The 24699-nt window shown below is 72.6% G+C and carries 15 protein-coding genes; 10 read left to right on the forward strand and 5 right to left on the reverse strand.

Annotation, left to right across the window (positions count from 1 at the left end; all coding sequences use genetic code 11):
• Nucleotides 1-25 precede the first annotated feature (25 nt).
• From BLV24_RS22015 to BLV24_RS22590, 4 genes are all read right to left on the reverse strand, one after another.
• Nucleotides 26-6970, reverse strand: a complete 6945-nt coding sequence (locus BLV24_RS22015) for an autotransporter outer membrane beta-barrel domain-containing protein (RefSeq protein ID WP_176954761.1) — start codon at nt 6968-6970, stop codon at nt 26-28.
• A gap of 396 nt (nt 6971-7366) precedes the next feature.
• Nucleotides 7367-7906: a GNAT family N-acetyltransferase gene (locus tag BLV24_RS13985; RefSeq protein WP_143040316.1), complete on the reverse strand. Its 540-nt coding sequence runs from the start codon at nt 7904-7906 to the stop codon at nt 7367-7369.
• Nucleotides 7907-8004: 98 nt separating this feature from the next.
• A complete protein-coding gene (locus BLV24_RS13990; RefSeq protein WP_092682766.1) occupies nt 8005-9963 on the reverse strand; it encodes a putative bifunctional diguanylate cyclase/phosphodiesterase in 1959 nt (652 codons plus the stop codon).
• 25 nt (nt 9964-9988) lie between these two features.
• Complete coding sequence (locus BLV24_RS22590) at nt 9989-10579, reverse strand: heme NO-binding domain-containing protein (protein WP_092682768.1); 591 nt, start codon at nt 10577-10579, stop codon at nt 9989-9991.
• 286 nt (nt 10580-10865) lie between these two features.
• On the opposite strand from BLV24_RS22590, the gene BLV24_RS14000 reads away from it, so the two are divergent.
• On the forward strand, nt 10866-12191 hold the full coding sequence (locus BLV24_RS14000; protein ID WP_245710567.1) for an NtaA/DmoA family FMN-dependent monooxygenase: 1326 nt from the start codon (nt 10866-10868) through the stop codon (nt 12189-12191).
• Nucleotides 12192-12249: 58 nt separating this feature from the next.
• Here BLV24_RS14000 and BLV24_RS14005 read toward each other — a convergent pair whose 3' ends face one another.
• Nucleotides 12250-13821, reverse strand: coding sequence for an MFS transporter (locus tag BLV24_RS14005; protein WP_218133413.1), 1572 nt, complete (start codon nt 13819-13821; stop codon nt 12250-12252).
• Nucleotides 13822-14141: 320 nt separating this feature from the next.
• Between BLV24_RS14005 and BLV24_RS14015 the strand changes: the two genes are divergently transcribed.
• From BLV24_RS14015 to BLV24_RS14055, 9 genes are all read left to right on the forward strand, one after another.
• Complete coding sequence (locus BLV24_RS14015; protein ID WP_092682772.1) at nt 14142-14984, forward strand: DUF2092 domain-containing protein; 843 nt, start codon at nt 14142-14144, stop codon at nt 14982-14984.
• 4 nt (nt 14985-14988) lie between these two features.
• Nucleotides 14989-16137 carry a peptidoglycan-binding domain-containing protein gene (locus BLV24_RS14020; protein WP_092682774.1) on the forward strand — a complete coding sequence of 383 codons (1149 nt, stop codon included), beginning with the start codon at nt 14989-14991 and terminating at the stop codon, nt 16135-16137.
• 152 nt (nt 16138-16289) lie between these two features.
• The gene (locus BLV24_RS14025; protein WP_092682776.1) at nt 16290-17489 is read left to right on the forward strand and encodes a glutathionylspermidine synthase family protein; all 1200 of its coding nucleotides are present in this window, start codon (nt 16290-16292) and stop codon (nt 17487-17489) included.
• 111 nt (nt 17490-17600) lie between these two features.
• Nucleotides 17601-18245 carry a DUF1190 domain-containing protein gene (locus tag BLV24_RS14030; RefSeq protein WP_092682778.1) on the forward strand — a complete coding sequence of 215 codons (645 nt, stop codon included), beginning with the start codon at nt 17601-17603 and terminating at the stop codon, nt 18243-18245.
• Nucleotides 18246-18488: 243 nt separating this feature from the next.
• On the forward strand, nt 18489-18902 hold the full coding sequence (locus BLV24_RS14035; protein ID WP_092682780.1) for a universal stress protein: 414 nt from the start codon (nt 18489-18491) through the stop codon (nt 18900-18902).
• Between the two features lie 168 nt (nt 18903-19070).
• Nucleotides 19071-20723: a BCCT family transporter gene (locus BLV24_RS14040; RefSeq protein ID WP_092682782.1), complete on the forward strand. Its 1653-nt coding sequence runs from the start codon at nt 19071-19073 to the stop codon at nt 20721-20723.
• A 212-nt stretch (nt 20724-20935) separates the two neighbouring features.
• Nucleotides 20936-21919 (forward strand): aldo/keto reductase, encoded by a 984-nt coding sequence (locus BLV24_RS14045; protein WP_092682784.1) that lies wholly within the window; start codon nt 20936-20938, stop codon nt 21917-21919.
• 275 nt (nt 21920-22194) lie between these two features.
• Nucleotides 22195-23022, forward strand: a complete 828-nt coding sequence (locus BLV24_RS22595) for a hypothetical protein (RefSeq protein WP_092682786.1) — start codon at nt 22195-22197, stop codon at nt 23020-23022.
• Entirely contained in the window at nt 23019-24677 is a 1659-nt protein-coding gene (locus BLV24_RS14055) for an alpha/beta hydrolase (RefSeq protein ID WP_092682788.1), read from the forward strand. Before BLV24_RS22595 ends, BLV24_RS14055 begins: the two co-directional genes overlap by 4 nt.
• Nucleotides 24678-24699: the final 22 nt, after the last annotated feature.

A 24699-nucleotide genomic window follows, 5' to 3' on the forward strand; every position in this document is an offset into this window, starting at 1 on the left:
TTTTTTCGTGCCGCGGGGGCGCGCCTCAGAAGCGGAAGGTGAAGCGCACCGAGCCCGCGTGGCTGTCGAGATCCTCGGCGAAGGCGCCGTCATAGCGCAGGTCGAGATCCATGGTCTCGGACCGCATCACCGTCACGCCGGCGCTGACCCGGCCCACCACATCGGCGATCGAGACCTCGTTGCGGAACGCGCCCGCGCCGGCCGCGGCGCCGGCGAACCCGGCCTGCGCGTCATAGGACGAGAGGGTCGAGAAGCTCGCCCCGACCCGCGCGTAGGCCCGCGCCGACAGGGTCTCGGTCAGCGCCGCGACGCCGCCGAACTCCATCGCCGGGGTGGCGGTGAAGGCCACCGCGTCGCTGTCCTCCACCGACAGCGACAGGGCGCCGGCGCCGGTCTCCCGGTAGCCGCCCGCCGACACCCAGGTCAGGTCGAGATCGACCATCGGGCGCAGGTAGCCGGTCTCGGACCCCAGCGTGTAGGCGCCGCGGACCCGGCCGGCGAGGCTCGCCACGTCGTGATCGGCCTTCGCCGCCCCGGCGGCGCCCGCAGGCGTGCGGCGCGTGTCGAAACCGCCCCAGCTGCCGGTCCCCGCCAGGGTCAGGTCCATCGCGCCATAGCTGCGGGTGGCCGAGATCCCGGCGAACGCCGCCGCGCCCTCGACCGAGCCGAAGCCGCCCGCGCCGTTGAAATCGCTGGTCTCCCAGCCGATGGCGCCGCCCAGCGTCCAGGTCTCGCTCACCGCCGCCCGCCCGGCGAGGCCGAGCGTGTAGACCGAGCCGCCATAGCCGAAGCCGCCCGCGTCGCCGTCCTGGTCGATGCGCCTGGCAGCGCCCAGGAACTGCACGCAGCGCCGCTCATCCGCCACCGCCTTCTCGGAGAAGTCGGAGCAGCCGAGCACCGCGTCGAAGCGGCTGCGCGCCATCTCGAAGGTCGAGGCCGCGCCGGCCAGCGAGGCCCCCGGCGCCAGCCCGCTCAGCGCCGCGGCATAGCCCGCGGAACCGGCGGAAGCGGCGGCGTCGAGATCCCCGAACAGCGCCCCGAAAGCCGCGTCGGAGGTCAGGAACACGTCGCCCAGATAGGCCGCCACGCCGCTTTCCCGGGCCGAGAGCGCGAAAGCCGGGTCGTCGAAGCGGGCCTCGGCCGCGCGGATCGCCAGCCCCTCCGAGGTCACGGTCTGCTCGAAGCCGAAAAGGCCGGATTCGATGCTGTCGAAGCGCCCGCTCAGATCGCCGTCGACGGACAGAAGCGGGTGGGAGATCCCGCCGACGATGCTGAGAGCGTTGATCCTGAGCGTGCCGCCCAGCGCGGCGTCGTCGCCCACCGACAGCACATCGCCGCGCCCGCCGGCGAAATCGACGGTGGCGAGCGTGGTCCCGGTCTCCCCCTGCACGAAGTCGCCGAAGATGCGCAGCCGGCCGATCCCGCTCTGCGTGCCCAGCACCAGCAGACCGTCATTGCGCAGATCGGCGCCGTAGCGGCGGGCGCCGCTGAGGACGCCGCCCTCGCGGTTCTCGATCCGCACGGCGGCGGTGTTGCGGATGGCGGAGGCTGAGCCGGAGGCGGGCGCAGGGGCCGACAGGGCGATGGCGGAGGCTGCGGCGCTCAGGTTCCGCTGCTCCACCGCGCCCTGGGTGAACTCGTCCGAGTAGACCCCGCTGACGCCGCCGACGAGAGTTCCGCCGTCCTCGACCACCACCAGAAGGCCGTCGTCGAAGGTCCGCGAATGGCCGACATAGCGGATCGCGCTCCCCGCCGAGGACACCACGCCGCCGTCGCGCACCGTGACCACGTTGGTCGGGGTGTCGGCGGAATCGCGCAGCCCGCCGCCGACGATCTTCATGGCGAGGCCGGCGACGCCGGGATCGCCCAGCATGGCGACCGACCCGGCGACGTCGACCGTGATCGGGGCGCTGTCCTCGGGCCCGACGCTCTGCGCGAAGATGCCCGTGGCGGTGACGCCGCCGACGGTGACCGAGCCGCCCTCGGCGATGGTGATGTCGACCGGACCGCCGGCGCCCGAGCTTTGCGACACGAGGCCCGTGGTTCCGGCGAAGGAGGCGTTGGCGCCACGCTCTCCTCCCAGGCCGCCGCCGCCGCCGATGGACTGGGCGAAGACGCCGATGGCGTTCTGCCCGCCGGTGACGGTGATCGCCGCGTTGTTGGTGATCGACACCGCGCCGCCGGCGCCGCGCGACACGGTGCTTACGTCCGGCAGAACGTCGAGCTGGTCGAACTCGATCGCGCCGGCGACGCCGCCGCCGCCGCCGATGGACTGGGCGATGACGCCGTAGGAGGAGACGCCGGTTGCGGTCAGGGTTCCGCCGGTGAGCGAAAGCGACACGTCGCCGCCGTCGCCCGTGCCGTTGCCGAGGATGATCGTGGTGTTGGTCTTGTTGATGCTGGGCGCCAGCCCGCCGCCGCCGCCGATGGACTGGGCGACGATGCCATGCGCGGCGGCGCCGGTGGTGGCGATGGCGACATCGCCCCCGAAGGTCACCGCGCCGGCCGTGGCCGCATCGTCCCCCGACAGGGCGCCGTTGCCGGTGGCGATGTCGGTCTTGATGTAGCCGCCTTCGCCCTTGCCGTCCTCGGAATAGCCGCTCAGCTCCGCCACGTTGGCATTGCCGGCCAGGGCCACGCCGCCGCCGCCGGCGATCGACTGCAGGACCAGGGCGCTCGCGTTCATGCCGGCGGTGGAGATGGTCGCGGGGCCGGTGACGGCAACCGCGCCGCTGTCCTGGTTGTCGACCCCGTCGGCCCCGCGCACGCCGAGCTGGATCGAGCCGTCGTCTCCCGTCCCCGGCGCCGCCACGATGCGGTCCGAGCCCGAACCCCCCTGCCCGCCGCCGCCGCCGACCGACTGCACCAGCGCGCCCATCGCGCCGTAGCCGGCGGTCGTGATCGCGCCGCCGTCCTCGAAGGTCAGGCTGGCCGCGCCGCCATTCCCGCCCGCGCCGCCGGAGCCGCCGAGGTTGAGCTGCAGGCTGCTCACCGTCTCGCTGCCCATGGAGGCCGCCGAGCCGCCGACCCCGCCGCCGCCGCCGATGGACTGCACCACCACGCCGTCGGCATGGTCGCCGGAGGTGGTGATCAGCCCCGACTGGGTGAACGAGGCCGCGCCGCCGTCGCCCCCCGAGCCGCCATCGCCGCCGATGTCGACCGTGAACCCCATGATCAGCGAAGCGCTGAGCTTGTTGCGCACGTCGACCAGGGTCTCGGAGGCCTGCTGCAGTCGGTCGACATCGCTGCTGACCGCGCCGCCGAGCCCGCCGCCGCCGCCGATGGACTGCACCAGCACCCCGTCGGCGCCGCCGCCGAAGGTGGTGATCTCGCCGTCATTGCGCCCGCTGCTCGATGCGCCGGCGCCGGCGGAGCCGCCGGTCTGCCCCAGCCGCAGCTTGAACGTATAGCTGGGCACCGCGTCCGCGAAGCCGCTGGCGGGGATGTTGAAGCCCAGCGAGCCGCCCTGCGAAGCGCCGCCGCCGCCGCCGATGGATTGCAGCATCATGCCCCGCGATTCCGACCCCTGGGTGGTGATCGTGCTGGTCTCGTCGAGGCTGGCCGAGGCCGAGCCGCCGCCGCGCCCGCCCGTGCCGCCCGTCGCCCCCACCGTCAGGGTGACCGAGACGCCGAAGCCGCTCTTGAACGGATAGGTTCCCGCCGAGCCGGGGCCGGCGACCCCGCCGCCGCCGCCGACCGACTGCGCGACCACGGCGTTGGCGTAGTCGCCCACGGTTTCGATGGCGCTGTGGTCGGTGATGGTCGCGGTCGCGGTCCCGCCATCGCCGCCGTTGCCGCCGGCGCCGCCGAGCGCGAACCCGACCTTGCCCGACACGCTGCCCGCCGCGCCGCGCAGACCGTTCATCGAGGACGAACTGCCGCCCAGCCCGCCGCCGCCGCCGATGGACTGGCTGAGCACCGCCATCGAGCCGTCGCCGCGGGTGGTGGCGTCGACATCGGCCAGCAACACGCTGGCGGTCCCGCCCGCGCCGCCCGACCCGCCGACGCCGCCGGCGCCCGCCGCGATGCTGAAGCCGAAGCCGATGCCGGCGTCGGGGATGCTCACCGCCTGGTTGAAGCTGCGCACCACGTCGCCGCCGCCGATGCCGCCGCCGCCGCCGATGGACTGCGCGACCACGCCATGCGAGTCGGTCAGGTCGTCGGCTCCGGTGGTGATGGTGGTGTTCTTGGCCAGCGTCACGCTGGCGGCGCCTCCCGCGCCCCCGGCGCCGCCGTCGCCGCCGACCGCGACGCCCAGCGAGAAGCCGACCCCGACCTCGTTGGCGGTCGCCATGCCCCCGGTCCCGCCGCCGCCGCCGATGGACTGGGCCAGCGCGCCGATGGAATGGGCCCCGGTGGTGGTGATGGAGGTCTCGCCCCCTGCGTCGTCGTTATGGATGGAGATGGTCGCGTTCCGGCCGTAGCCGCCGCCCTGCGCGCCGTCGGCGTCGTCGGTGGTGTCGCTGTCCGCCCCGCCCGCGATCTGCACCGAAAGCACGCCGATATCGGTGCCTGAGACGTCGCCGCCGACCCCGCCGCCGCCCCCGATGGACTGCACGAACAGGCCATGCGCGTTGTCGCCCGCGGTGGCGACCGAATAGGTCCCGTTGGCCGCGCCCTGGTTGGGCAGGTTCACCTGCGCCGTGCCGCCGTCGCCGCCGGAGCCGCCGTCGCCGCCGACCCCCACCGCGGGGATGATGACGCTGAAGTCGAAGACGTCGCCGCCATTGCCGCCGCCGCCGCCGATGGATTGCAGCAGCATCCCGTAGCTGTAGTCGCCCAGCGTGGTCACGTTCAGCGACGGGTTGGCCGCGCCGTCGCCGTCCGGCCCGAAGGTCACCGTGCCGCCGTCGCCGCCCGACCCGGCCTGGCCGCCGACCGCGACCACGCCGTTGGCGTTGCCGCCATTGCCGCCGCCCCCGCCGATGGACTGGGCCTGGACGCCCGGGGCGGCGCCGCCCTCGGTCGCCGCGGTCAGGTTCGCGCCCAGCTTCACCGCGCCGCCCTTGCCGCCTTGCCCGCCGCCGCCGCCCAGCACGAACAGACCCGAGGAGTCGCTCTGCGTGGAGACGTCGCCGCCCCCTCCCGCGATGGACTGGTAGAGCCCGCCCAGCGCGTAGTCGCCAAAGGTCTGCGTGACGACCGCGCCCTTCACGTCCACGGTCCCGCCGGAACCGCCGGCGCCGCCCGCGAGATCGGCGGTGTTGATGAAGGCGAAGCCGCCGTCCGCGGCCCCCGCCACGCCGCCGGCGCTGTAGAGATGGACCGCGTGAGAATGGGCGCCATGGGTGGCGATCCGCGACGCCGCGTCCGCGGTCAGCGCGATGATCCCCCCGGTCGCACCCGTGCCGGAAGTGTCGGAGCCGACATTGATCACCGTGAACTGGTCGTCGGCATAGACCCCGCCATTGCCGCCGATCGACAGGCCGACGAGGCCCCGGGCGTCGTCGCCATGGGTCTCGATGGCGCTGCGGGTCAGCGTCAGCTCCAGCTTGCCGACGCCGCCGCCGTCCGCGCCGCTGGTCTCGTTGCGCCCGTCGCCGCCCTTGCCGCCCAGCAGCTCGCCGATGACCCCGGTCACATAGGCGCCCTGGGTGGTGACGCTGGCGTCGGTCAGCCGGATATAGGAGGTGCCGGTGGTCCCGTCATTGGAGGTGGCGCCGCTCGCCGCCCCGCCGGCGCCGGCGTCGGAAGTCGACATCGCATCCGCGCCGCCCGGGCCCGCGCCGCCCTCTCCGCCCACGCTCAACAGGTAGATCCCCGCCGAACGGTCGGAGCTGACCCGCGCCGGCGGATTGGGATGGTCGCCGGTGGGGGTCGCTGGGGTGTCATAGGGATAGGTGGGCGCCGACAAGTCGTTGTAGGTCACCGAGATCGCGCCGGTATGGGTCAGCTGGATGATCCCGCCGACCCCGCCCTTGCCGCCAGGGTCGGAGCCGTCGTCGGAATACCAGTAGGCGTCGCCGCCGAGGCTGGCGGCGTAGAGGCCCCGCACCCCCTCGGTCACCGTGCGCTGGGTCCCGGCCGAGCCGTCGATGGTCACGTCGCCGGAATTCTCGATATGCACGGTCGAGCCGATGCCGCCGTTGGAGGCGTTGTCGCCGCCCGGGCCCGCGATGGCCTCGCCGGCCACGCCCCAGGCCGCATGGCCCATCTTGCCCGCGATCCTCACATCGCCCGAATTGACGATGCGCACGGTGTTGGTCGACCCGCCCTTGCCGCCGACCTGGTCGTCGGTGCCGCCGCTGTCCTGGCGGCCGCCGGTCCCGCCCATGCTCAGCCCGTAGATGCCCAGCGCCCCGGCGGTGAAGTTGGTCGACAGCGTGATCGACCCGGAATTGCCTATGGTCGCGAGATCGGCGCCGCCGCCCTGCCCGCCATTGCCGCCGGACACGTCGCTGCCCTCGGACGCATCGCCGCCGTCGCCGGCATTGGACACGGCGATCAGCCCGCCGATGGTGGTCCCGTCGTCCCAGAACCCGTAGAATTGCCGGGGCTGGTAGATGTAGGTCGCGTTGGGCGCGGCGGTGACGCTGATCGGCGAGGCGTTCTGGATCTCGGCCGTGCCGCCGTCGCCGCCGCGCGTGGCGTTGCCGTTGCGGTTGGACGACCCGGTCCCGCCCTGGGACTGCACGAAGATCGGCGCGAAAGCCTGGCTGTAGTTGGTCAGGGCGCTGCCGGTGATGCTGATCGTCGTCGTGCTGGAACTGGTGACCTTGTAGTCGGAGCCGTCGACGCCGGCGTCGCTGTCCTCCGCCTCATCGGGCAGGCCGCGGGGGAAATACGCGGTGCCGCCGGGAGCGTTTTCGCAACCGGGCGCGAACAGGTTCGAATAGGTGCAATCGGCCGCCGCGCTCCCGGTCATACCGACGACCGTCAGCGCCGTGGTGGCCAGCAGCCTCAGCATGCAGGAGCGGGGACCCTCGGAGAAACGCGGCATGGGCGGGCGATGCGGGGAGAGCGATTTCATCACGGTGATCGGACCTTCTTTCACGCGGGATATTTGCGCGCCCCGGTTCAGGATGCGGCGCTGACGCTGCTGCAATATGCGAACAATGACGACAGTTGGAACCGTGAAGGTCCATGCGGACGCGCGGACTCACCCCACCCTGCGGAAGTCGATCCCACACAGAGGCGAACCCGGTCGAATGCTCGGTGAACCCGGCGGAAGCGCCGGGCGCGCGCGCAAGGGTGCTTCACACCGCCTCATGCCTGCGGGCCGCGCGGACGCGACACGGCGCAACGCAACGCTTCGGGCGGGCGCCGGGCACGGGAACGGGCGCCCCTGCGACGACCGGGGCGACGTCGGGGGGAACGGCGGCGGGCCTCGGCCGGGAAATGCGGGTCCGGCCCGGTCCGGCGGGGCTCAGGCGGTGTCGAGCCGGAACTTCAGGAACCGGGCGCCGTCCTGCATCACCTCGCCCTCCGCCCGCGCCCCGAGCCGAGCCAGCGCGCCCAGCCGGGTGCGGGAGGGCGGCAGCAGGAGGGTGACGAAAGGAATCCGCGAATCGGCCCGGGCGAATTCCAGCGCCCGACGCGCGGCGGCGGGACCGAGCCCGAAGGCCTCCGGCGTCAGCACCAGGCCGAAATCCCAGCCCTCCGCCTCCTTCTGGAAGCCGCCCCATCCGATATAGGCGCCGCGATGGAGAAGCGCCCAATGGCCCAGGCCGTCGCGAGCCCATCGCGCCTCCTTCGCCGCGACGAGGCGCGCCGTCGCCTCCGCGTCCCAGACGGGCGGCAGCAGCGGAAGATGCGCGGCGAGGCGCGGGTCCGACATGTGCGCCGTGATCGCCTCCGGCGGGATGTCGGGCAGGCGCAGGAAAGCGAGCCCCGCGGCGTCGGGCGCCGGCGCGGGCGGGAGTGCGCCCTGAGCGGCGGGAGCGGCGGCGGGGTCATGGCGGGTCATGCTTCAACCTAGCGGATCCGGGCCGCCCCGATCAGCCCGCTCCCGATCATGTCATCGCCCCGGATCAGGACCGCGCGGGGGCGGCGCAGGACGCAGGCTCAGGCGCTTCGCGCTTCGCCGCCGGCCCGCGCGGCGTTCTCCTGCCTCGCCAGCCAGCCGGGAACATCCTCCGCCGGCATCGGGCGGCCGAACAGGTAGCTCTGGAACACGTCGCAGCCGAGCTCGCGCATCACCGCCAGATCCTCCGCCGCCTCCACGCCCTCGCCGACCACGTCGAGGCCGAGGCTCGCCGCCATCCCGATCATCGAACGCGCGAGGGTCCGCAGCCGCCCATCGGCGCCGACGCCGTTCACGAAGGCCCGGTCGATCTTGAGGCAGGAGACCGGCAGGTTCACCAGGCTGAGGATCGAGGCGTGGCCGGTCCCGAAATCGTCGATCGACAGGGAGAACCCGGCCCGCGTCAGCGCCTCGCAGCCCCGGGTCACATGCTCCGCATTTTCATCGAACAGCACCGATTCCACCATCTCCAGCCGCACCCGGGCGGGGGGCACGCAGGCTTCCTCCAGGTCCCAGAGCAGGCGGTCGCAGAAGGCGGGCTCGCGCAGGTCGTCGGTGGTCAGGTTGAGGCTGATGGCGGGGATCGCGCGCCCCTCCCGCAGCCAGAGGCCGAAGACGCCGAGCGCCTCGCGCCGCAGATGGGCGTCGATGCGCGGGGTCAGGCCGGCGCGATCCGAGACCGGCATGAACTTCGCCGGGCGCAGCAGCCCGCGCTCCGGGTGGCGCCAGCGGGCCAGCGCCTCGAAGCCCACGACCTCCCCCGAGGCGACGTTCACCTGCGGCTGGAAATGGGGGACGAAGGCGCCGTTGGCGAGCCCGGTCTCGATCTCCTTCGACATGGCCTGCAAATCGGCGTGACGGGCGCGCAGCTCCGGCGTGCAGAGCATGGCGGCGCCGCGCCCGCCGCGTTTGATCTCATAGAGCGCGAGATCGGCCTCGTGCAGAAGCGCGTCAGGTGTGCAGGCGCGCCCGGGCTCGACCACCGCGACGCCGATGCTGGCGCCGATCCGGGTGATCTGCCCCTCGATGCGCAGGGGCTGCGACATGGCCGCGATCAGCCGCGTGGAAATCGCCTGCAGCCCGGCGGCGTCGGTGGTGCTGTCGAACAGCATGGCGAATTCGTCGCCGCCGAGCCGCGCGCAGAAGTCCCCGGCGCGCGCCTCCGACCGCATGCAGGCGGCGGCATGGACCAGCACCTCGTCCCCCGCCGCATGGCCGAGCGTGTCGTTGACCTCCTTGAACTTGTCGAGGTCGATATGCAGCACCGCCACCGACCCGCGGCCGGGCGCGTCCAGCAGGGCGCGCAACCGCTCCATCAAGGCGCGGCGGTTGGGCAGGCCGGTGAGCGCGTCGTTGCGGGCCAGACGCTCCGCCTCCGACTTGGCCTGCATCAGCCGTTCGGTCAGGGCGTGGCTGTCGCGGATCATCTCGCGCTGGACATTGGCGAGATACATCATCTCGGCGCTGCCGTCGGCGGGGCTGAAATCGGACGCCTTGAGCCCGTGATCCTCCACATAGCGCGAGATGTCGGCGCCCGGCGTCAGCGCCAGCAGGAGCGGGCCCTTGCGGATATCCGCGGGGCGATGCGCGCAGGGGCTGGCGCGCCGCGCGGCGCGCGCGGCATGCGGATCGGCGTCGGGATCGGCGTCGGGATCGGCGTCGGGGCCGTCGAGCCCCGATCCGCCCACCGGCATCGCGACGCCATACAGGCGCGGCGGCGCGCCCTGCCCGGTGGCGAGCGCCGCAACGTCGAGCTGCAGACGTTCCCCCGACCGGGCGCGCAGGGCGTCGATATCGCCGATGCGGCGGGGTTTGCGGACCGAGAACGCCTCGAAGAAGGCGCGCCCGACCAGCGGACGGTCCCCGAACACCTTGAGCATCGACGGCCCCGCGTCGCGCACCGCGCCGTCCTCTCCCAGCACCAGCCGAAAGGGCAGGATCGCGTCCAGCGCCGCGCGCGGCAGGCGCATCATGGGCTCCGACGGCGCGCTCGGCCTCATGCGGCTTTCCTTTCGCGACGCGGGCTCAGGCGGCCCCGGCGCCCAGCTCGTCGCCGGCGGCGGCGGCGGCGTCCAGCATCCGAAGTTCGAACACGTCGTGATCGGCGCCGTCGTCGCGGCGCGCGACATGGTCGATCTCGACCCGTTCGCCCGACTCCGCGGCGAGCCCATGCAGCAGCCCGATCACCATCGGCTGAAGCCCCTCGCGCGCCGAGTAGTAGTGCAGGCGGTGCAGCCCCTCGCCCACCGGCTCGAATTCGAAGGAGGGCGGCTCCAGATGCGGCATCACCAGCTTCACCCGCTCATGCATCTCGTCGAGATTGCGGAGCCGCTCGACCAGGGTCGCGCCTTCGAAAACCATCAGCCGGCCCACCGACGTGTCCCGCGAGAAGTCGACCCAGAAATGCCCGAACACCTCCAGCACCGTCGCGGCGGGCAGGCCCAGATGGTCGGCGACCGCGCCGACCAGCCGATAGGTCAGATCGTCGTCATAGGCGACCATGCTCTCGAACTCGACGCCGGAAAGCCCGGCCTGCGCGCAGATGCTGTCCCAGGCGCCCTGGCCATGGGCGCCGAGGATGAACGCCTTCACCCCGTTGTTCACCAGTCCGTACATGGCCGCTCCTGCTTCATCGCGGGGAGGATGAAGGCGATACCTTAACGCCGTCTTTGCAACGACGGGCGGCGCCCCGAAACCGGGAGAAAATCGCCGGGCGTTCGGGGTCAAGCGCCGGCGCGCCGGGGGGGCGGCCTGCGGATATGACGCCGTGCCGCCCCCATGCGGGGCACGCCGACGTTGCGGAGGCGCGCCGGGAGGCGTCTGATCGGCCCGGGGCCCGCAGCGGCTCCGCCGTCCGGGCCGCCTTGCGCGCGCCCCATACAAGCCAAGGAGCCTGCGGGACGTGACCGACCCCGAAACCGCCCCCCCGTCGTCGCGGATGAAGCTCGTCGCCTATCTCAAGACCGGGCCGACCGCCCGCCATCCCGGCGGCTGGCGCCATCCCGAATCCCGGCTCGACGACATCCTGACGCCCGAACGCTACGCCTCCATCGCCCGCACGCTGGAGCAGGCGAAATTCGACGGCTGCTTCTTCGCGGATCTCTTCGGGCTCTACGACATCCATGCCGGCGGGCCGGACGCCTATGTGCGCCGGGGCGGGCAGATCAGCTGGCTGGACCCGATGGTGGTGCTGCCGGTGATGGCCGCGGCGACCACGCGGCTGGGGCTGGGGGCGACGCTGTCGACCTCGCTCCACACGCCCTATCACCTGGCGCGCTGGCTGGGCTCGCTCGACGCCATGAGCGGCGGGCGCGCGGCGTGGAACGTGGTGACCTCGGCCACGGAGCTGGAGGCGAAGAACGCCGGGATGGACGCGCTCCCCCCGCGCGACCTGCGCTATGACCGCGCCGACGAGGTGCTGGAGGCCTGCTGCAAGCTCTGGGAAAGCTGGGATCCGGACCCGTTCGTGCTGGACAAGGAGAACGGGGTCTTCGCCGATCCGGAGAAGGTGCATTACGCCAATTACGAGGGGGCGTTCGTGAAGACCCGCGGCCCGCTCTCGGTGCCGCGCAGCGCGCAGGGGCGGCCGGTGATCCTGCAGGCCGGGGCGTCCGACCGGGGCCGCGAATTCGCGGCGCGCTGGGCGGAGGCGGTGTTCACCATCCAGCGCGACGAAGCCGACATGCGCGCCTTCCGCGACGATCTGCACGCGCGAATGGCCGCGTTCGGCCGGGCGCCGGAGACCTGCAAGGTACTGACCGCGGTGTCGGTGGTGATCGGGGAGACGCCATCCATCGCGCGGGCCAGGGCGGACTACCTGCAAGGACTGGTGGACATGGAGCTGACCGCCGCCAGCCTGTCGTCCAACCTCGGGGCCGACATCACCCGGATCAAGGACATCTCCGAGCTCGCCGCCGCCCAGGGCGCGCAGGGCATGAAAGGCTCGGAGCAATTGCTGGCGCAGGAGATGAAGGCCACCGGCCGGAGCCTTTCCGAAGTCGCCAGCCGCAACGCCGAAAACGAGATCGTAGGCACGCCGGCGGCCATCGCCGACCACCTCCAGCACCTGTTCGAGAGCGGGGCCTGCGACGGGTTCGTGGTGTCGCCGACGCATTTCCCCGGCATGTTCGAGGAATTCTGCCGGGCCGTGGTCCCCGAATTGCAGCGCCGCGGGGTGTTCCGCAGCGAATATCGCGGCGCCACCCTGCGCGAACACCTGACTGAGTGACGGGCGGGGGCCGGCGCCCCGGCATCTTCTCCGGGGCGCCGCGCGCGCCGGGAGCGGCCTAGCCGCTCCCCCCGATCACGCCCTGGCCCGTCCGCTCCGGCGGGTCCTCGACCGCGACCACGGCGCCGGCGGCGAGCCGCGCCAGGCTCACCGCGCAGCCCAGCCCCGCCAGCGCGCCGCCCAGCCACAGCGCCGCCACCGCGCCCTCGGCCGCGCCCAGCGCCAGGCAGAAGGCGGTCAGGGTCGCGCCGATGGACTGGCCGGTGAGCCGCGAGGCCGCGAGGATCCCGCCCGCGCCGCCGCTGCGCCAGGCCGGCGCCGAAGCCATGATCGCCCGCATGTTCGGCGTCTGGAACAGGCCGAAGCCCAACCCGCACAGCGCCAGCCGCCAGCCCAGCGCCAGGTCCGAGGCCTCGGCCGGCAGGGCGGCGAGCAGCATCATCCCCGCCCCCGACAGGGCCAGTCCCAGCGCGCCGAGGATCCCGGCATGGATCCGGTCCGCCAGCCCCGCCGCCACCATCGCCATCACCGCCGTCGCCGCCGGCCAGGGGGTCAGCAGCAGCCCGGTCTCCACCTGGCTGCGGCCCAGCACGTCCTGCATCAGGAAGGGCAGCGCCACGAAGCCCGCCCCCTGCACCGCGAAGGCGCAGACCGAGGTCGCCGAGGACAGCGCGAACATCGGCCGCCGGAACAGGTCCGCGGCGAAGATCGGCGAGGGCCGTCCGCGCTCGCGCCGGGTCAGGGCCAGCCCGCAGAGCACGCCGCCCCCCAGCTCCAGCGCCAGGCGCAGGGGGCGGGCCTCGTCGCCGGCCTCGGCCAGGCCCAGCAGCATCAGCACGAAGAAAGCCATGCACAAAAGCGCCGAGACCGGGTCCAGCGGCCGGCGCCCCGGCCGGTCCGCCGGCATCGCCCGGATCGCCAGCAGCAGCGAGGCGCCGCCCACCGGCACGTTGATCAGGAACAGCCACGGCCAGTCCGCCACCGCCAGCACCGCCGAGGCCACCGTCGGCCCCGCGGTCAGCCCCACGCCCACCGCCAGCGCATAAAATCCCAGGCCCCGGCCCAGCCGCTCGGGCGGATAGAGCGCGCGGATCAGCGCCGGGGTGGCGGCCGACAGCGCCGCCCCCCCGATCCCCTGCAACGCCCGCGCCCCGGCCAGCGCCGGCAGCGACCACGCCAGCCCCGAGGCCAGCGAGGTCACGACGAACAGCGCCAGCCCCCACAGGAACACCTTGCGATGCCCGATGGCGTCGCCCAGCGCGCCCAGCGGCAGGATGGTGGCGGCCATGGCGAACTGGAAGGCGGTGACCACCCAGACCGAATCCGCCTGGTCCGCGCCCAGATCGGCCGCGATGGTGGGCAGCGAGGTGTTGGTGATCGCCATGTTCAGCGTCACCGCCGTCGAGGCCGCGAGGATCGCCGTCACCGCCAGCGCCGATACCGGCGGCGGCGTCGCAGCGCCGGAGCGAGCGGCGGCCCCCGGGCCGGCGGGGGCGGCGGGAGCGGGGGGGGCTTCGGGGGCGGACGGGTCGGACAGGGTGTCGGCGTCGGTCTCGGCGTCGGCAGAGGTCGAGGCGTCGGCAGAGGTCGAGGCGGCGGCCCGACCGGGCTCGCCGGCATCTGGGCGCATCATAAGGTCTCCTTCGATTCCCCACAGATTGGCGCCTCGCCGCGGATTTGCGAACCGATTATTCGCGGGCCCCGTCCTTCGGCGCCGCCCGCGCCTGCGCCCGCGCTCACCCCAGCCGCGCCGCGGCGCCGTTGCGACGCGCGCGAACGCTCCCGCCCCGTCCTGTCCGCCCCGTCCCGTCCGCCCCGCCGCGCGCCACGGCCGAGGTCGAGGTCGAGGTCGGCCGAGACCGGGCGATGTCGGGCGATTTCCGTTGCTCGCCCGCCCCGCCTGCGGCAACCTGACCGTGCCGAACGTGCACAACTGGATCGGAAAGCTCCATGACCAGACCGACGACCCCGGCGACCTGGCTCGGCGTTCTCGCCGCCGCGGCCTTGCTCGGCGGCGGCGCCCTCGCCCAGACCTCCGAAACGCCGGCGCACGCCGCGGGCGAGGCTGCCGAAACCGAAATCGCCGACGAGGCCCCGGACGCGCTGGACCCCATCGCGCTCGAGGTCCTGAAGACCGCCACCGACTATCTCGCCGCGCAAAGAACGCTCTCGGTCGACTGGTTCGTCAGCCGCGACAGGGTCATCGACGGGCGCGAGAAACTGACCGAATTCACCAGCGGCGGCATCATCCTCGACCGCGAGGCGGGCTTCGTCGCGCATTCCGAGAACGGCCCGGAAGGGCGCAATTTCTATTACGACCGCGAGGCGGTGTTCATCCAGGACATCGAGGCGAACGCCTACGTCACCGCCGCGTTCGAGGGCGAACTCGAAGCGCTGGTGGCGCGGATCAAGGATGAATACGACGTGGTCCTGCCGATCTGGTCGGTGCTCAGCCGCGACACGGCGGCCGAGTTCATCGACGCCGCCGACAAGGCCGCCTATGTCGGCCGGACCCGGGTGGCGGGGCGCGACGCGCACCACCTCGCCTTCTCGAACTACGATTACGACTGGCAGGTCTGGGTCGCCGACGACGCCGACCGGCCGGAGATCCTGATGATCGTGGGCACCGATCCCTACACCCAGGGCTGGCCGCAATACCGGGCCTATCTCACCAACTGGGATTTCGCGCCGGAGATCGACCCGACCGAATTCACCTATGTCCCCGAAGCGGACGCGGAGCGGATGGCCTGGCCCAAGATCGCCGATATCCCCGCCCACAGCGGAACGGAGTGAGCCGATGCGGAGCATGGTGGGAATCCTCAAGAGAACCCTGCACGGCGCGCTGATCTTCTCGGTCGCCGTGGGCGTTTCGCCCGAAGGCCTGATGCGCCTGTCGCTCTCGGTCGACACGGCCGAGGCTCTGGGCGGCGGCCGGGGCGGCGGCGGCGGCAAGGGCGGCTTCGCCCGCGGCGGCGGCGGCGGCCGGCAGATGGGCGGCGGCGCCCGGACCCGGCCGACGGCGAAGCCCAGCATATCGCGCCCCAGCGCATCCCGCCCGTCGGTCGCGGCGGCGCGTCCGGGCGGCAAGCCCGGCGGCATCCTGTCCAGACCCTCGGGCGATCGCCCCGCGGCGGCCCGGCCCGGGGCCGGCAAGCCCGCGGGCATCGGCGGCGGCGATCGTCCCGGCGCCGACCGCCCGAGCGGAAGCCGCCCGAGCGGGGACCGGCCGGGGGGCGACCGCCCCGCCGGCAACCGTCCCGGCGGAGATCGCCCCGGTGGAGACCGCCCTGGTGGGGATCGCCCCGGCGGCAACGTCAATATCGGCAACACCGTCAATGTCGGCAACAATGTCGGGACCCGTCCGGGCCGCCCGCCCGGCGCCGGGCGCCCGGCCTACAACCGCCCCGGCGGCTGGTATCGCCCGGTTCCGCGGCCGCCGGGCTGGCGCCCCCGCCCCTACCCGCCGCCCTATGTCCGCCCGCCCCATGCGCGCTGGGGCGACTACTACTACAACCCCGGCTGGGGCTGGTTCTTCACCGGCGCCATCGCCGGCGCCACCATCGCCTATGTCGCCAGCCTGCCCGAGGACGAGGATTGCGACCAGGCCACCGAGGACGGCGACACGGTCTATATCTGCAACGGCGTCGTCTACCGCTCGACCTACTACCAGGACGAGAAGGTCTACGAGATCGTCTCCGAAGAAGACCCCAAGGCCCCGCCCGAGCCGAAGACGGTGGTGGGCCTGAGCCTGACCACCCCGCTGACCCAGGGCGGCGCGGTGCGCACGCTTCAGAACAAGCTGGTGGAACTGGGCTACGACGTGGGCGGCGTGGACGGCGTTTACGGCGACGGCACCGCCAATGCGGTCGAGTGGTATCAGTACGACAACGATCTGGAGGCCACCGGCGTCGTGGACCAGGCGACGGCGGACAAGATGGGGCTCTGACGCGCGCCCTCTCGCGACCCTTGCGGCGGCCCCGGATCTCCGGGGCCGTTCGCGCATCAGGGCCTGCCGCCGGCCGGCGGCGCCCCATTGACTTCGCCCCCTCGCCCCCCGCTTCTGCGCCTGACCGCACGAGGCAGGGAGGCCGACGCGCCATGAGAAAGATCGCCCCCGGCGAACGTCCGAACTGGAAGGCGCGGGCCGAAGAGCTCGGCTTCCGCTTCCACACCATGCACGGCGAGCCCTATTGGGACGAATCCTCCGCCTACGCCTTCGGGCTGGAGGAGGTGGAGACCCGCATCGAGGCCCCCGCCGCCGCCCTGCACGCCATGTGCGTCGAAGCCGCGAAGGAGATCGCGTCGTCCGAGGCGCTGATGGCCCGGCTCGCCATCCCCGAGACCGCCATGGACCTGGTCGCGGCCAGCCTGCGCCGGGCGGACGCCTCGCTCTACGGCCGCTTCGACCTGGTTTACGGCGGGACCGGGCCGGCGAAGATGCTCGAATACAACGCCGACACCCCGACCTCGGTCTACGAGGCCGCCTCCTTCCAGTGGGTCTGGCTGGAGGACATGCAGGAACAGGGCCGCCTGCCCGCGGACGCCGACCAGTTCAACGACATCCACGAAGCGATGATCGCCCGCTTCCGCGAGATCTTCGCCCAGGGCGAGGACGTGCATTTCACCTCCGCCGACGGGGTGGAGGAGGACTTCGCCACCGTCGAATACCTCGCCTGGTGCGCGGCCGACGCGGGGATCACGCCGCATTACACCCCCATCGAGCGCATCGGCCTGACCGAGGACGGCCATTTCGCCGACGCCGACGACCGGGTGATCGGGTCGCTGTTCAAGCTCTACCCGTGGGAAGACCTGATGCGCGACGAATTCGCCGCCGCGATCCCCGGCGCCAACTGCCGCTTCGTCGAGCCGGCCTGGAAGGCGGTGCTGTCCAACAAGGGCCTGCTGCCGATCCTGTGGCGGATGTTCGAGGGGCACGAGAACCTGCTCCCCGCCTTTTTCGAGGACGAGCTCGCCGTCTCCTCCCCCCGGCTGGAACGGGCCCGCGCGGCGCTGGAGGCCGGCCATGTCCTGAAGCCCGTCTTCGGGCGCGAGGGCGCCTCGGTCACCATCGTCGAAGGCGGGCGGGAGACAGACCGATCCGTCTCCGGCGGCTATGACGACCATCCCCGCGTGGCGCAGGCCTACGCGCCGCTGCCGGTCTTCGACGACATGCGCCCGGTGATCGGCGCCTGGATCGTGGGCGAGGCCTGCGTGGGCATGGGCCTGCGCGAGGATCGCGGCCGCATCACCCAGGATCTCAGCCGCTTCAAGCCGCATGTGATCCTGCCGGAGGGCTGAGGCGCGGGGGGCGATAACGTCTCCGTGATCGGGTCGGGGGCCGAAAGCCGTCGAGGCCCCTGCCCTTCCCGCGCCCGAACCATTAGATAACCGTCAGGGAGGACTCTCAGAATGATCCATCGACCCAGGGTTTCGGGCCGCGCCCGCGCGGTGATCCTCGGCGGCGCCGTCTTCGGCCTCGCCGCCTGCGAGGAAAAGACCGACCTGACCTATTTCGAGAACGCCGAGCAGTGCACCCGTTACGCGGGCGCCGAGGCCGGCTTTTCGGTCGAGGATTGCCAGGCCGCCTTCGCCGAGGCCGCGCAGTCCTACGCGCTCTCCGCCCCCCGCTACGAAAGCCGCGAGCTTTGCGAGGAGGAGCACGGCCCCGCCGCCTGCGCCCCGCCCGAGGTCCAGGCCGCCGCGCTCGGCCTGCCGCCCGAAGCGGTGCCGGTGGAGCAGACGCCCGAGCAGGCGTCGCAGGGCGGGTCGATCTTCATGCCGCTGATGGCGGGCTACATGATGGGCTCGATGATGAGCGGCGGCGCCCGCGCGGCGTCGCAGCCGGTCTATACGGGCAGCCGCGGCGCCGGGCTGGTGACAGGCTCCGGCAAGGCCATGGGCGCGGTGACGCCTGGGTCCACGCGCAGCTTTTCGGGCAGCGAGCTGCGCGCGCCGAAGGCCGCGCCGCAGGTGCTGTCGCGGGCCAATGTGGCGTCGCGGGGCGGATTCGGGGCCAGCCGCACCTCGGGCGGGCTCCGCAGCCTCGGCGGCTGAGGCCGGCGCGCCCGCGCCCAGCCGGGGCCCTCGGGCTCCTCTCGCCTTGCGAAAGGCGGAAAAGCGGCGCCAAGGCGTCGCTTTTTTGCGTCCCGGCCCCAACTCCTTTAAGGTCAGCTTAACGAAGCCGACCCGGTCGGCCCTCGGCGTCGTGCTCCACGGCGCCGCGATCGCGCGGGGGCGTCCGCCCCTGGCTGACGCAGCCTTGCGACGCGCCGGGTCCGAAACCAAGGGAGCGCGCCGATGTTCGCGAAAATCATGGTCCCCGTCGATCTCGCCCATGCCGACAAGCTCGGCCGGGCGCTGGAGACGGCGGCGGGCCTGGGCGGGTTCTACGGATGCCCGGTCTGCTATGTCGGGGTGACCACCGAGGCGCCCAGTTCGCTGGCCCACACGCCCGAGGAATACGCGGCCAAGCTGGCCGCCTTCGCCGCGGCCCAGGGGGAAACCGGCGGGCACAAGGCGGAGTCCCACGCGGTCGCCAGCCACGACCCGTCCGTCGATCTCGACGGCACGCTGATCAAGGCGGCCGAGGATGTGGGCGCCGACCTGATCGTCATGGCCTCGCACATCCCCAATCTCGCCGATCACCTGTGGCCGTCCCATGGCGGCCAGGTGGCGCGCAAGTCGCACGCCTCGGTGCTCGTGGTGCGCTGACCTCGCCCCGCGGCCCCGCGCGGGCCGCCGCCGGCTGCCGGGCCCGTCCGGCCCGCCGGCGCCTGATGGGCCTTCCGGGGCCTTTTCGGCGATGTTCGGCGCCCGCTCCGCGGCGCCCGTCGCCCCCGCCCGCCCATTCGCCGACCCCGCCTCACCGCAGGAGACCCCATGTCCGATCCATCCACACCGCCGGAGACATCCACCGGCATCCCGGCGCCCGAGGGGGCCGCCTCGATCATCGATACCGACTACGAGCTCGGACAGAACAACATCGACGGCAAGGTCGGGCCTTTCGGCTTCGACATCCATAACCCGGTGTTCCTGATCTCGGGCCTGTCGGTGGTGCTGTTCGTGTTCTACACGCTGGCGCTGCCGGAACAGTCGTCCTCCGTGTTCTCGTGGCTGTTCGGCGTGGTCACCAAGGGCTTCGACTGGTTCTTCATCGGGGCCGGCGACCTGGTGGTGCTGTTCTGCCTGGTGCTGATCGTGTCGCCCTTCGGCAAGGTCCGGCTGGGCGGGCGCGACGCGACGCCCGACTACACCTATGTCGGCTGGTTCGCGATGCTGTTCGCCGCCGGCATGGGCATCGGCCTGATGTTCTACGGCGTGTCCGAGCCGATGAGCCACTTCTCGTCCTCGATGGGCGGGATCGCGGTGGGCGAGGACGGCGTGCGCACCGACTGGGCCCCGCTGGGCGCCGCGGCGGGCGACGCCGAGGCCGCGCGCCGGCTGGGCATGGCCGCCACCATTTACCACTGGGGCCTGCATCCCTGGGCGATCTACGCGGTGGTGGCGCTGTCGCTGGCGCTGTTCTCCTTCAACAAGGGGCTGCCGCTCACCATCCGCTCCGCCTTCTACCCGCTGCTCGGCGAGCGGATCTGGGGCTGGCCGGGCCATGTGATCGACATCCTGGCGGTGTTCGCCACGCTGTTCGGCCTCGCCACCTCGCTGGGCTTCGGCGCGACCCAGGCCAATGCCGGGCTCAACGAGCTGTTCGGCGTGCCGGTCAACTCCACGACCGAGGTGCTGCTGATCTCGGCGATCACCGCGGTGGCGCTGGTCTCGGTGCTGCGCGGGCTCGACGGCGGCGTGAAGGTGCTGTCGGAGATCAACATGGGTCTCGCGATGCTGCTCCTGGCGTTCGTGCTGCTCGCGGGGCCGACGCTGCTGATCATCACCGGCTTCTTCGACTATCTCGTGGCCTATGTGGAATACCTGCCCGCGCTCTCCAACCCGATCGGGCGCGAGGACGTGAACTTCTCCCAGGGCTGGACCTCGTTCTACTGGGCGTGGTGGATCTCCTGGTCGCCGTTCGTCGGCATGTTCATCGCCCGCGTGTCCCGCGGCCGCACGGTGCGCGAGTTCATCATCTGCGTGCTGCTGATCCCCTCGATGGTCTGCGTGCTGTGGATGTCGGTGTTCGGGGGCGTGGCGCTCGACCAGGTGATCGCGGACAACTACACCGCGGCCCAGGAGGCGGACCTGCCGATCAAGCTGTTCAAGATGCTGGACGAGCTGCCGCTGACCCAGATCACGTCCTTCATCGGGATCGTGCTGGTGATCGTGTTCTTCGTGACCTCGTCGGACTCCGGTTCGCTGGTCATCGACACCATCACCGCCGGCGGCAAGGTCGACGCGCCGGTCACCCAGCGCGTGTTCTGGTGCGTGTTCGAGGGCGCGGTGGCGATCGTGCTGCTGCTGTCGGCGGGGGGCCTCGCGTCGCTTCAGTCGATGGTGATCTCCACCGGGCTGCCGTTCACGATCGTGCTGCTGCTGATGTGCGTGGCGATCTGGAAGGGGCTGGCCTCCGAGCCGCGCTGAGCCGCTTCGCCGCGGAAACAGGGGAGGGGCGGGCTTCGGCCCGCCCCTTTCGCGTTCTCCGCCCCTTTCGCGTTCCGGGGGCCTTTTCGCGTCCGGGCCCCTTCGCCTTGGGGCGCGCCGTCGGCGGGGGGCGCCCTGACGATTGCGGCCGCCGCCCGCTTCTGCTGAGAATGCGCCCGCGACTTTCCCCATCCCCGCCGGAGCCTTCCCCCATGCGCCAGATCCCCCTCGGCCCCTCGGGCCTGACCGTCCCGCCCATCGTGCTCGGCGCCAATGTGTTCGGCTGGACGGCGGACGAGGCGACGAGCTTCGCCGTGCTCGACGCCGCGGTGGAGGCGGGGCTGAACGCGCTCGACACCGCCGACGTCTATTCCCGCTGGGCGCCCGGTCATGCGGGGGGCGAGAGCGAGTCCGTCATCGGCCGCTGGCTCACTGCGCGGCCGGGGATGCGCGCGCGGATCGTGCTGATCACCAAGGGCGGCTCGGACATGGGGCGGGACCCGCAGGGCCTCCCCGCCTCCGGCCTTTCGGCGCGCTGGCTGGAGCAGGCCATCGACGCCAGCCTCGCCCGGCTGGGGGTGGACTGCGTGGACCATTACTTCGCCCACCGTCCCGACGACGCCACGCCCCACGCGGAGACGCTCGGCGCCTATGACCGCATGATCAAGGCGGGCAAGATCCGCTCCATCGGCGCGTCGAACTTCTCGCCCGAACAACTTCGCGGGGCGCTGGAGACGGCGGACCGCGAGGGGCTGCCCCGCTATTCCTCCCTCCAGCCCGAATACAACCTCGTGGCGCGCGACAAGCTGGAGGGGCCGCTGCTCGACCTCTGCCGGGCCGAGGGGCTGGGCGTGATCCCCTATTTCGGCCTCGCCTCCGGCTTTCTCACCGGGCTTTACCGGTCCCGGGAGGACGTGGCCGCGAAGCCCCGGCGCGGACGGCTGGAGGTCTACATGACCCCCGAGGGCCTGCGCGCGCTGGAGGCGCTGGACGACGTCGCCGCCCGGCACGCCGCCAAGCCCGCTCATGTGGCGCTGGCCTGGGTGGCGGCGCAGGACGGGGTGACCGGGCCCATCGCCTCCGCGACCTCGGTGGCGCAGGTGGCCGATCTGGTCGCCGCCGCGGCGCTGGAGCTGAGCGCGCAGGACCTCGCGGATCTCGACGCGGCCACGAAGCCCGCCGCCACGACCGGCTGAGCGGACGGGGCGCGCGCCCCGACGCCCGGCGACGCCGGGGCGGGAGCGGGGGCAAGAGAGGCGGCGGAAGCGGGCCGCGAGGGCGGCGGAGGAGGGCCGGAACCGCGGGCGGGGGCGCGCGTCTCCGGCTGTTCAAGGGTCGGGACGGCTGGTAGTTTTTCAGTCCGTCCGGGCGTCCGCTCCTCGTCCTTCCCTTCCCCCGGACCCGCGTGCGGCGGCCTGAGGCGCGTGCCCTCGGCCGGCTCCGCTTCCCCTGTTCGCAAGGCGTTTCCATCATGTCCCCTATCCGTGCCGCCGCCGCCCTCGTCCTGCCGTTCGCCGCCGCGCTGGCCGGCCTCCTGGCGCCCGCCGACCCGGCCCGCGCGCAGGCCGCCGGCGCCGCGGACCTGGCCAAGAAGCTCTCCAACCCGGTCGCCTCGCTGATCAGCGTCCCGATCCAGACGAACTACGACCAGGGCTTCGGGCCGGCGGACGGGTCGCGCGTTCTGACCAATATCCAGCCGGTCTACCCGATCACGCTCAGCGCGGACTGGAACCTGATCTCGCGCACCATCCTGCCGGTGATCTGGCAGGAGGACATCGCCGGGAACAGCGGCGTCCAGTTCGGCCTCGGCGACGTGGTGCAGAGCCTGTTCCTGTCGCCGGCCGAACCGGGCTCGAACGGCGTGATCTGGGGCGTCGGCCCGGTGGCGCTGCTGCCCACGGCCACCGATGACCTGCTGGGGAGCGGCAAGTTCGGCCTCGGCCCCACCGCGGTGGCGCTCAAGCAGTTCGGGCCGTGGACCCTGGGTTTTCTCGGCAACCACATCTGGTCGGTGGCCGGAGAGGGCTCGCGCAACGACGTCAACGCCACCTTCATGCAGCCCTTCCTCAGCTACACCACGCCCGAGGCCTGGACGTTCACCGTCAACACCGAGACCACCTATGACTGGGGCTCGGAAAGCTGGTCGGTCCCGCTCAACGCCGTGGTCAGCAAGGTGGTGACCTTGGGCGCGCAGCCGGTCAGCCTGTTCGCGGGCGCGCGCTACTGGGCCGAGGCGCCCGCCGGCGGGCCGGAGGGGCTGGGCCTGCGCATCGGCCTGACCTTCCTGTTCCCCAGGTGACCGGCGCGCCGGCGGGGCCGCGGCGTCGGCTGCGGGCGTCGCCGCTGGGGCTCTATCTCGGCGGGCTGATCTGCGCGCTGACCTTCACGCCCTCGCTGATCCCCCGCCCGTGGGAGGCGCAGGGCGCGCTGGCCGGGCTCGGCTTCGCGCTGGGCTATGGCGGGGGCGTGCTGATCGCGCGGCTCTGGGCCTGGCTGGAGCTGCCCGTGGCGAGCGACCGCCGGGGGCGGCCGCTGTTCCTGGCGCTGTGCGCGGTCACGGCGGTCCAGCTCGGCTACCATCTCTGGCAGGCGGCGGAATGGCAGGACTCCACCCGCCTGCTGATGGGCATGGCCCCACTGGAGGACGCGCATCTGGTCAAGCTGGTCGGCCTGGGCGCGCTGGTCGCCCTGGGGCTGCTGGGGCTGGGCTGGGCGATCTCGGCCGGGATCGGCTTCGCCGCCCGCTTCCCGCTGCGCTACGCGCGACGCCGCTGGGTGGCGGCGCTGGGGGCCCTGGTCTTCATCGCCGCTCTGGCGATCGCGGTGAACGACACGCTGCTCAGCCGCGTGATCACTCTGATCGACGAGATCCAGGCCGCCGCCGATACGCGCGATCCGCCCGGCGCCCGACCTCCGGCGGAAGCCACGCGCTCCGGCGGGCCGGGCTCGCTGACGCCCTGGGACGCGCTGGGCTCCGCCGGCAAGCGCTTCGTCCACGAGGGACCGCGGGCCGCGGAGATCGCGGCGCTGACCGGGCGCCCCGCCAAGGCGCCGATCCGGGTCTATGTCGGCCTGCGCGCCGCCGACGGGGCCGAAGCGCAGGCCCGGCTGGCGCTGGCGGAGCTGCGGCGCGCTGGGGCCTTCGACCGCAGCGTCCTCGTCATCGCCACGCCCACCGGCACCGGCTGGCTGGACGACAACGGCATCGCGCCCGTCGAATACCTGCATGACGGCGACACCGCGGTGGCGGGCGTGCAGTATTCCTACCTCGCCAGCCCGCAATCGCTGATCCTGGAGCCGGGGCGGGCGCAGGCCTCCGCCGCCACCGTGTTCGAGGTCATCCACGACCACTGGAAAAGCCTGCCGAAGGAGACCCGGCCCGCGCTTTATCTCTTCGGCCTCAGCCTCGGCGCCTTCGGATCGGAGAGCTCGCCGATGATGTTCTCCTTCATCTCCGACCCGTTCCAGGGGGCGGTCTGGGCCGGGCCGACTTTCCGCAACCCGCTCTGGCGGCGGATCATCGCGGACCGGGATGCGGGCTCCCCCGCCTGGCAGCCGGTGTTCGAGGGCGGGCGGCTGGCGCGCGTGCTGACCCCGCCCCATGGCTTCAACGTCGAGGACCCGGAGGAGGGGCCCGGCTGGGGGCCGATCCGGATCGCCTATGTGGCCTATCCCTCCGACGCCATCGTGCATTTCGAGGAGGACATGTGGTTCCGCCGCCCCGACTGGGCGTCGCGCCCGCGCGGAGCCGACGTGTCGGAGGCGCTGACCTGGCGCCCGGTGGTGACCTTTTTCCAGGTAGCGCTGGACATGCTGCTGGCGGTGAACGCGCCGCCCGGCCACGGCCACAACTACGCCGCCGCCGACTATATCGATGCATGGGCCGCCGTCTCCCGCCCCGACGCGCCGTCGGAGGAGGTGGCGCGGATCAAGGCCGCGATGGCGCCGCGCTGACCCGCGGCGCGGCGAGAACACG

Origin of the sequence: Albimonas donghaensis (assembly GCF_900106695.1) — a bacterium.
Lineage (GTDB): Bacteria > Pseudomonadota > Alphaproteobacteria > Rhodobacterales > Rhodobacteraceae > Albimonas > Albimonas donghaensis.

Coding starts and splice junctions, on each gene's coding strand:
- BLV24_RS14045 (WP_092682784.1), top strand. CDS start 20,936: ATGCGCCAGATCCCCCTCGGCCCCTCGGGCCTGACCGTCCCGCCCATC.
- BLV24_RS14015 (WP_092682772.1), top strand. CDS start 14,142: ATGACCAGACCGACGACCCCGGCGACCTGGCTCGGCGTTCTCGCCGCC.
- BLV24_RS22015 (WP_176954761.1), bottom strand. CDS start 6,970: ATGAAATCGCTCTCCCCGCATCGCCCGCCCATGCCGCGTTTCTCCGAG.
- BLV24_RS14040 (WP_092682782.1), top strand. CDS start 19,071: ATGTCCGATCCATCCACACCGCCGGAGACATCCACCGGCATCCCGGCG.
- BLV24_RS14030 (WP_092682778.1), top strand. CDS start 17,601: ATGATCCATCGACCCAGGGTTTCGGGCCGCGCCCGCGCGGTGATCCTC.
- BLV24_RS14025 (WP_092682776.1), top strand. CDS start 16,290: ATGAGAAAGATCGCCCCCGGCGAACGTCCGAACTGGAAGGCGCGGGCC.
- BLV24_RS22595 (WP_092682786.1), top strand. CDS start 22,195: ATGTCCCCTATCCGTGCCGCCGCCGCCCTCGTCCTGCCGTTCGCCGCC.
- BLV24_RS14020 (WP_092682774.1), top strand. CDS start 14,989: ATGCGGAGCATGGTGGGAATCCTCAAGAGAACCCTGCACGGCGCGCTG.
- BLV24_RS22590 (WP_092682768.1), bottom strand. CDS start 10,579: ATGTACGGACTGGTGAACAACGGGGTGAAGGCGTTCATCCTCGGCGCC.
- BLV24_RS14005 (WP_218133413.1), bottom strand. CDS start 13,821: ATGCGCCCAGATGCCGGCGAGCCCGGTCGGGCCGCCGCCTCGACCTCT.
- BLV24_RS13985 (WP_143040316.1), bottom strand. CDS start 7,906: ATGACCCGCCATGACCCCGCCGCCGCTCCCGCCGCTCAGGGCGCACTC.
- BLV24_RS14035 (WP_092682780.1), top strand. CDS start 18,489: ATGTTCGCGAAAATCATGGTCCCCGTCGATCTCGCCCATGCCGACAAG.
- BLV24_RS13990 (WP_092682766.1), bottom strand. CDS start 9,963: ATGAGGCCGAGCGCGCCGTCGGAGCCCATGATGCGCCTGCCGCGCGCG.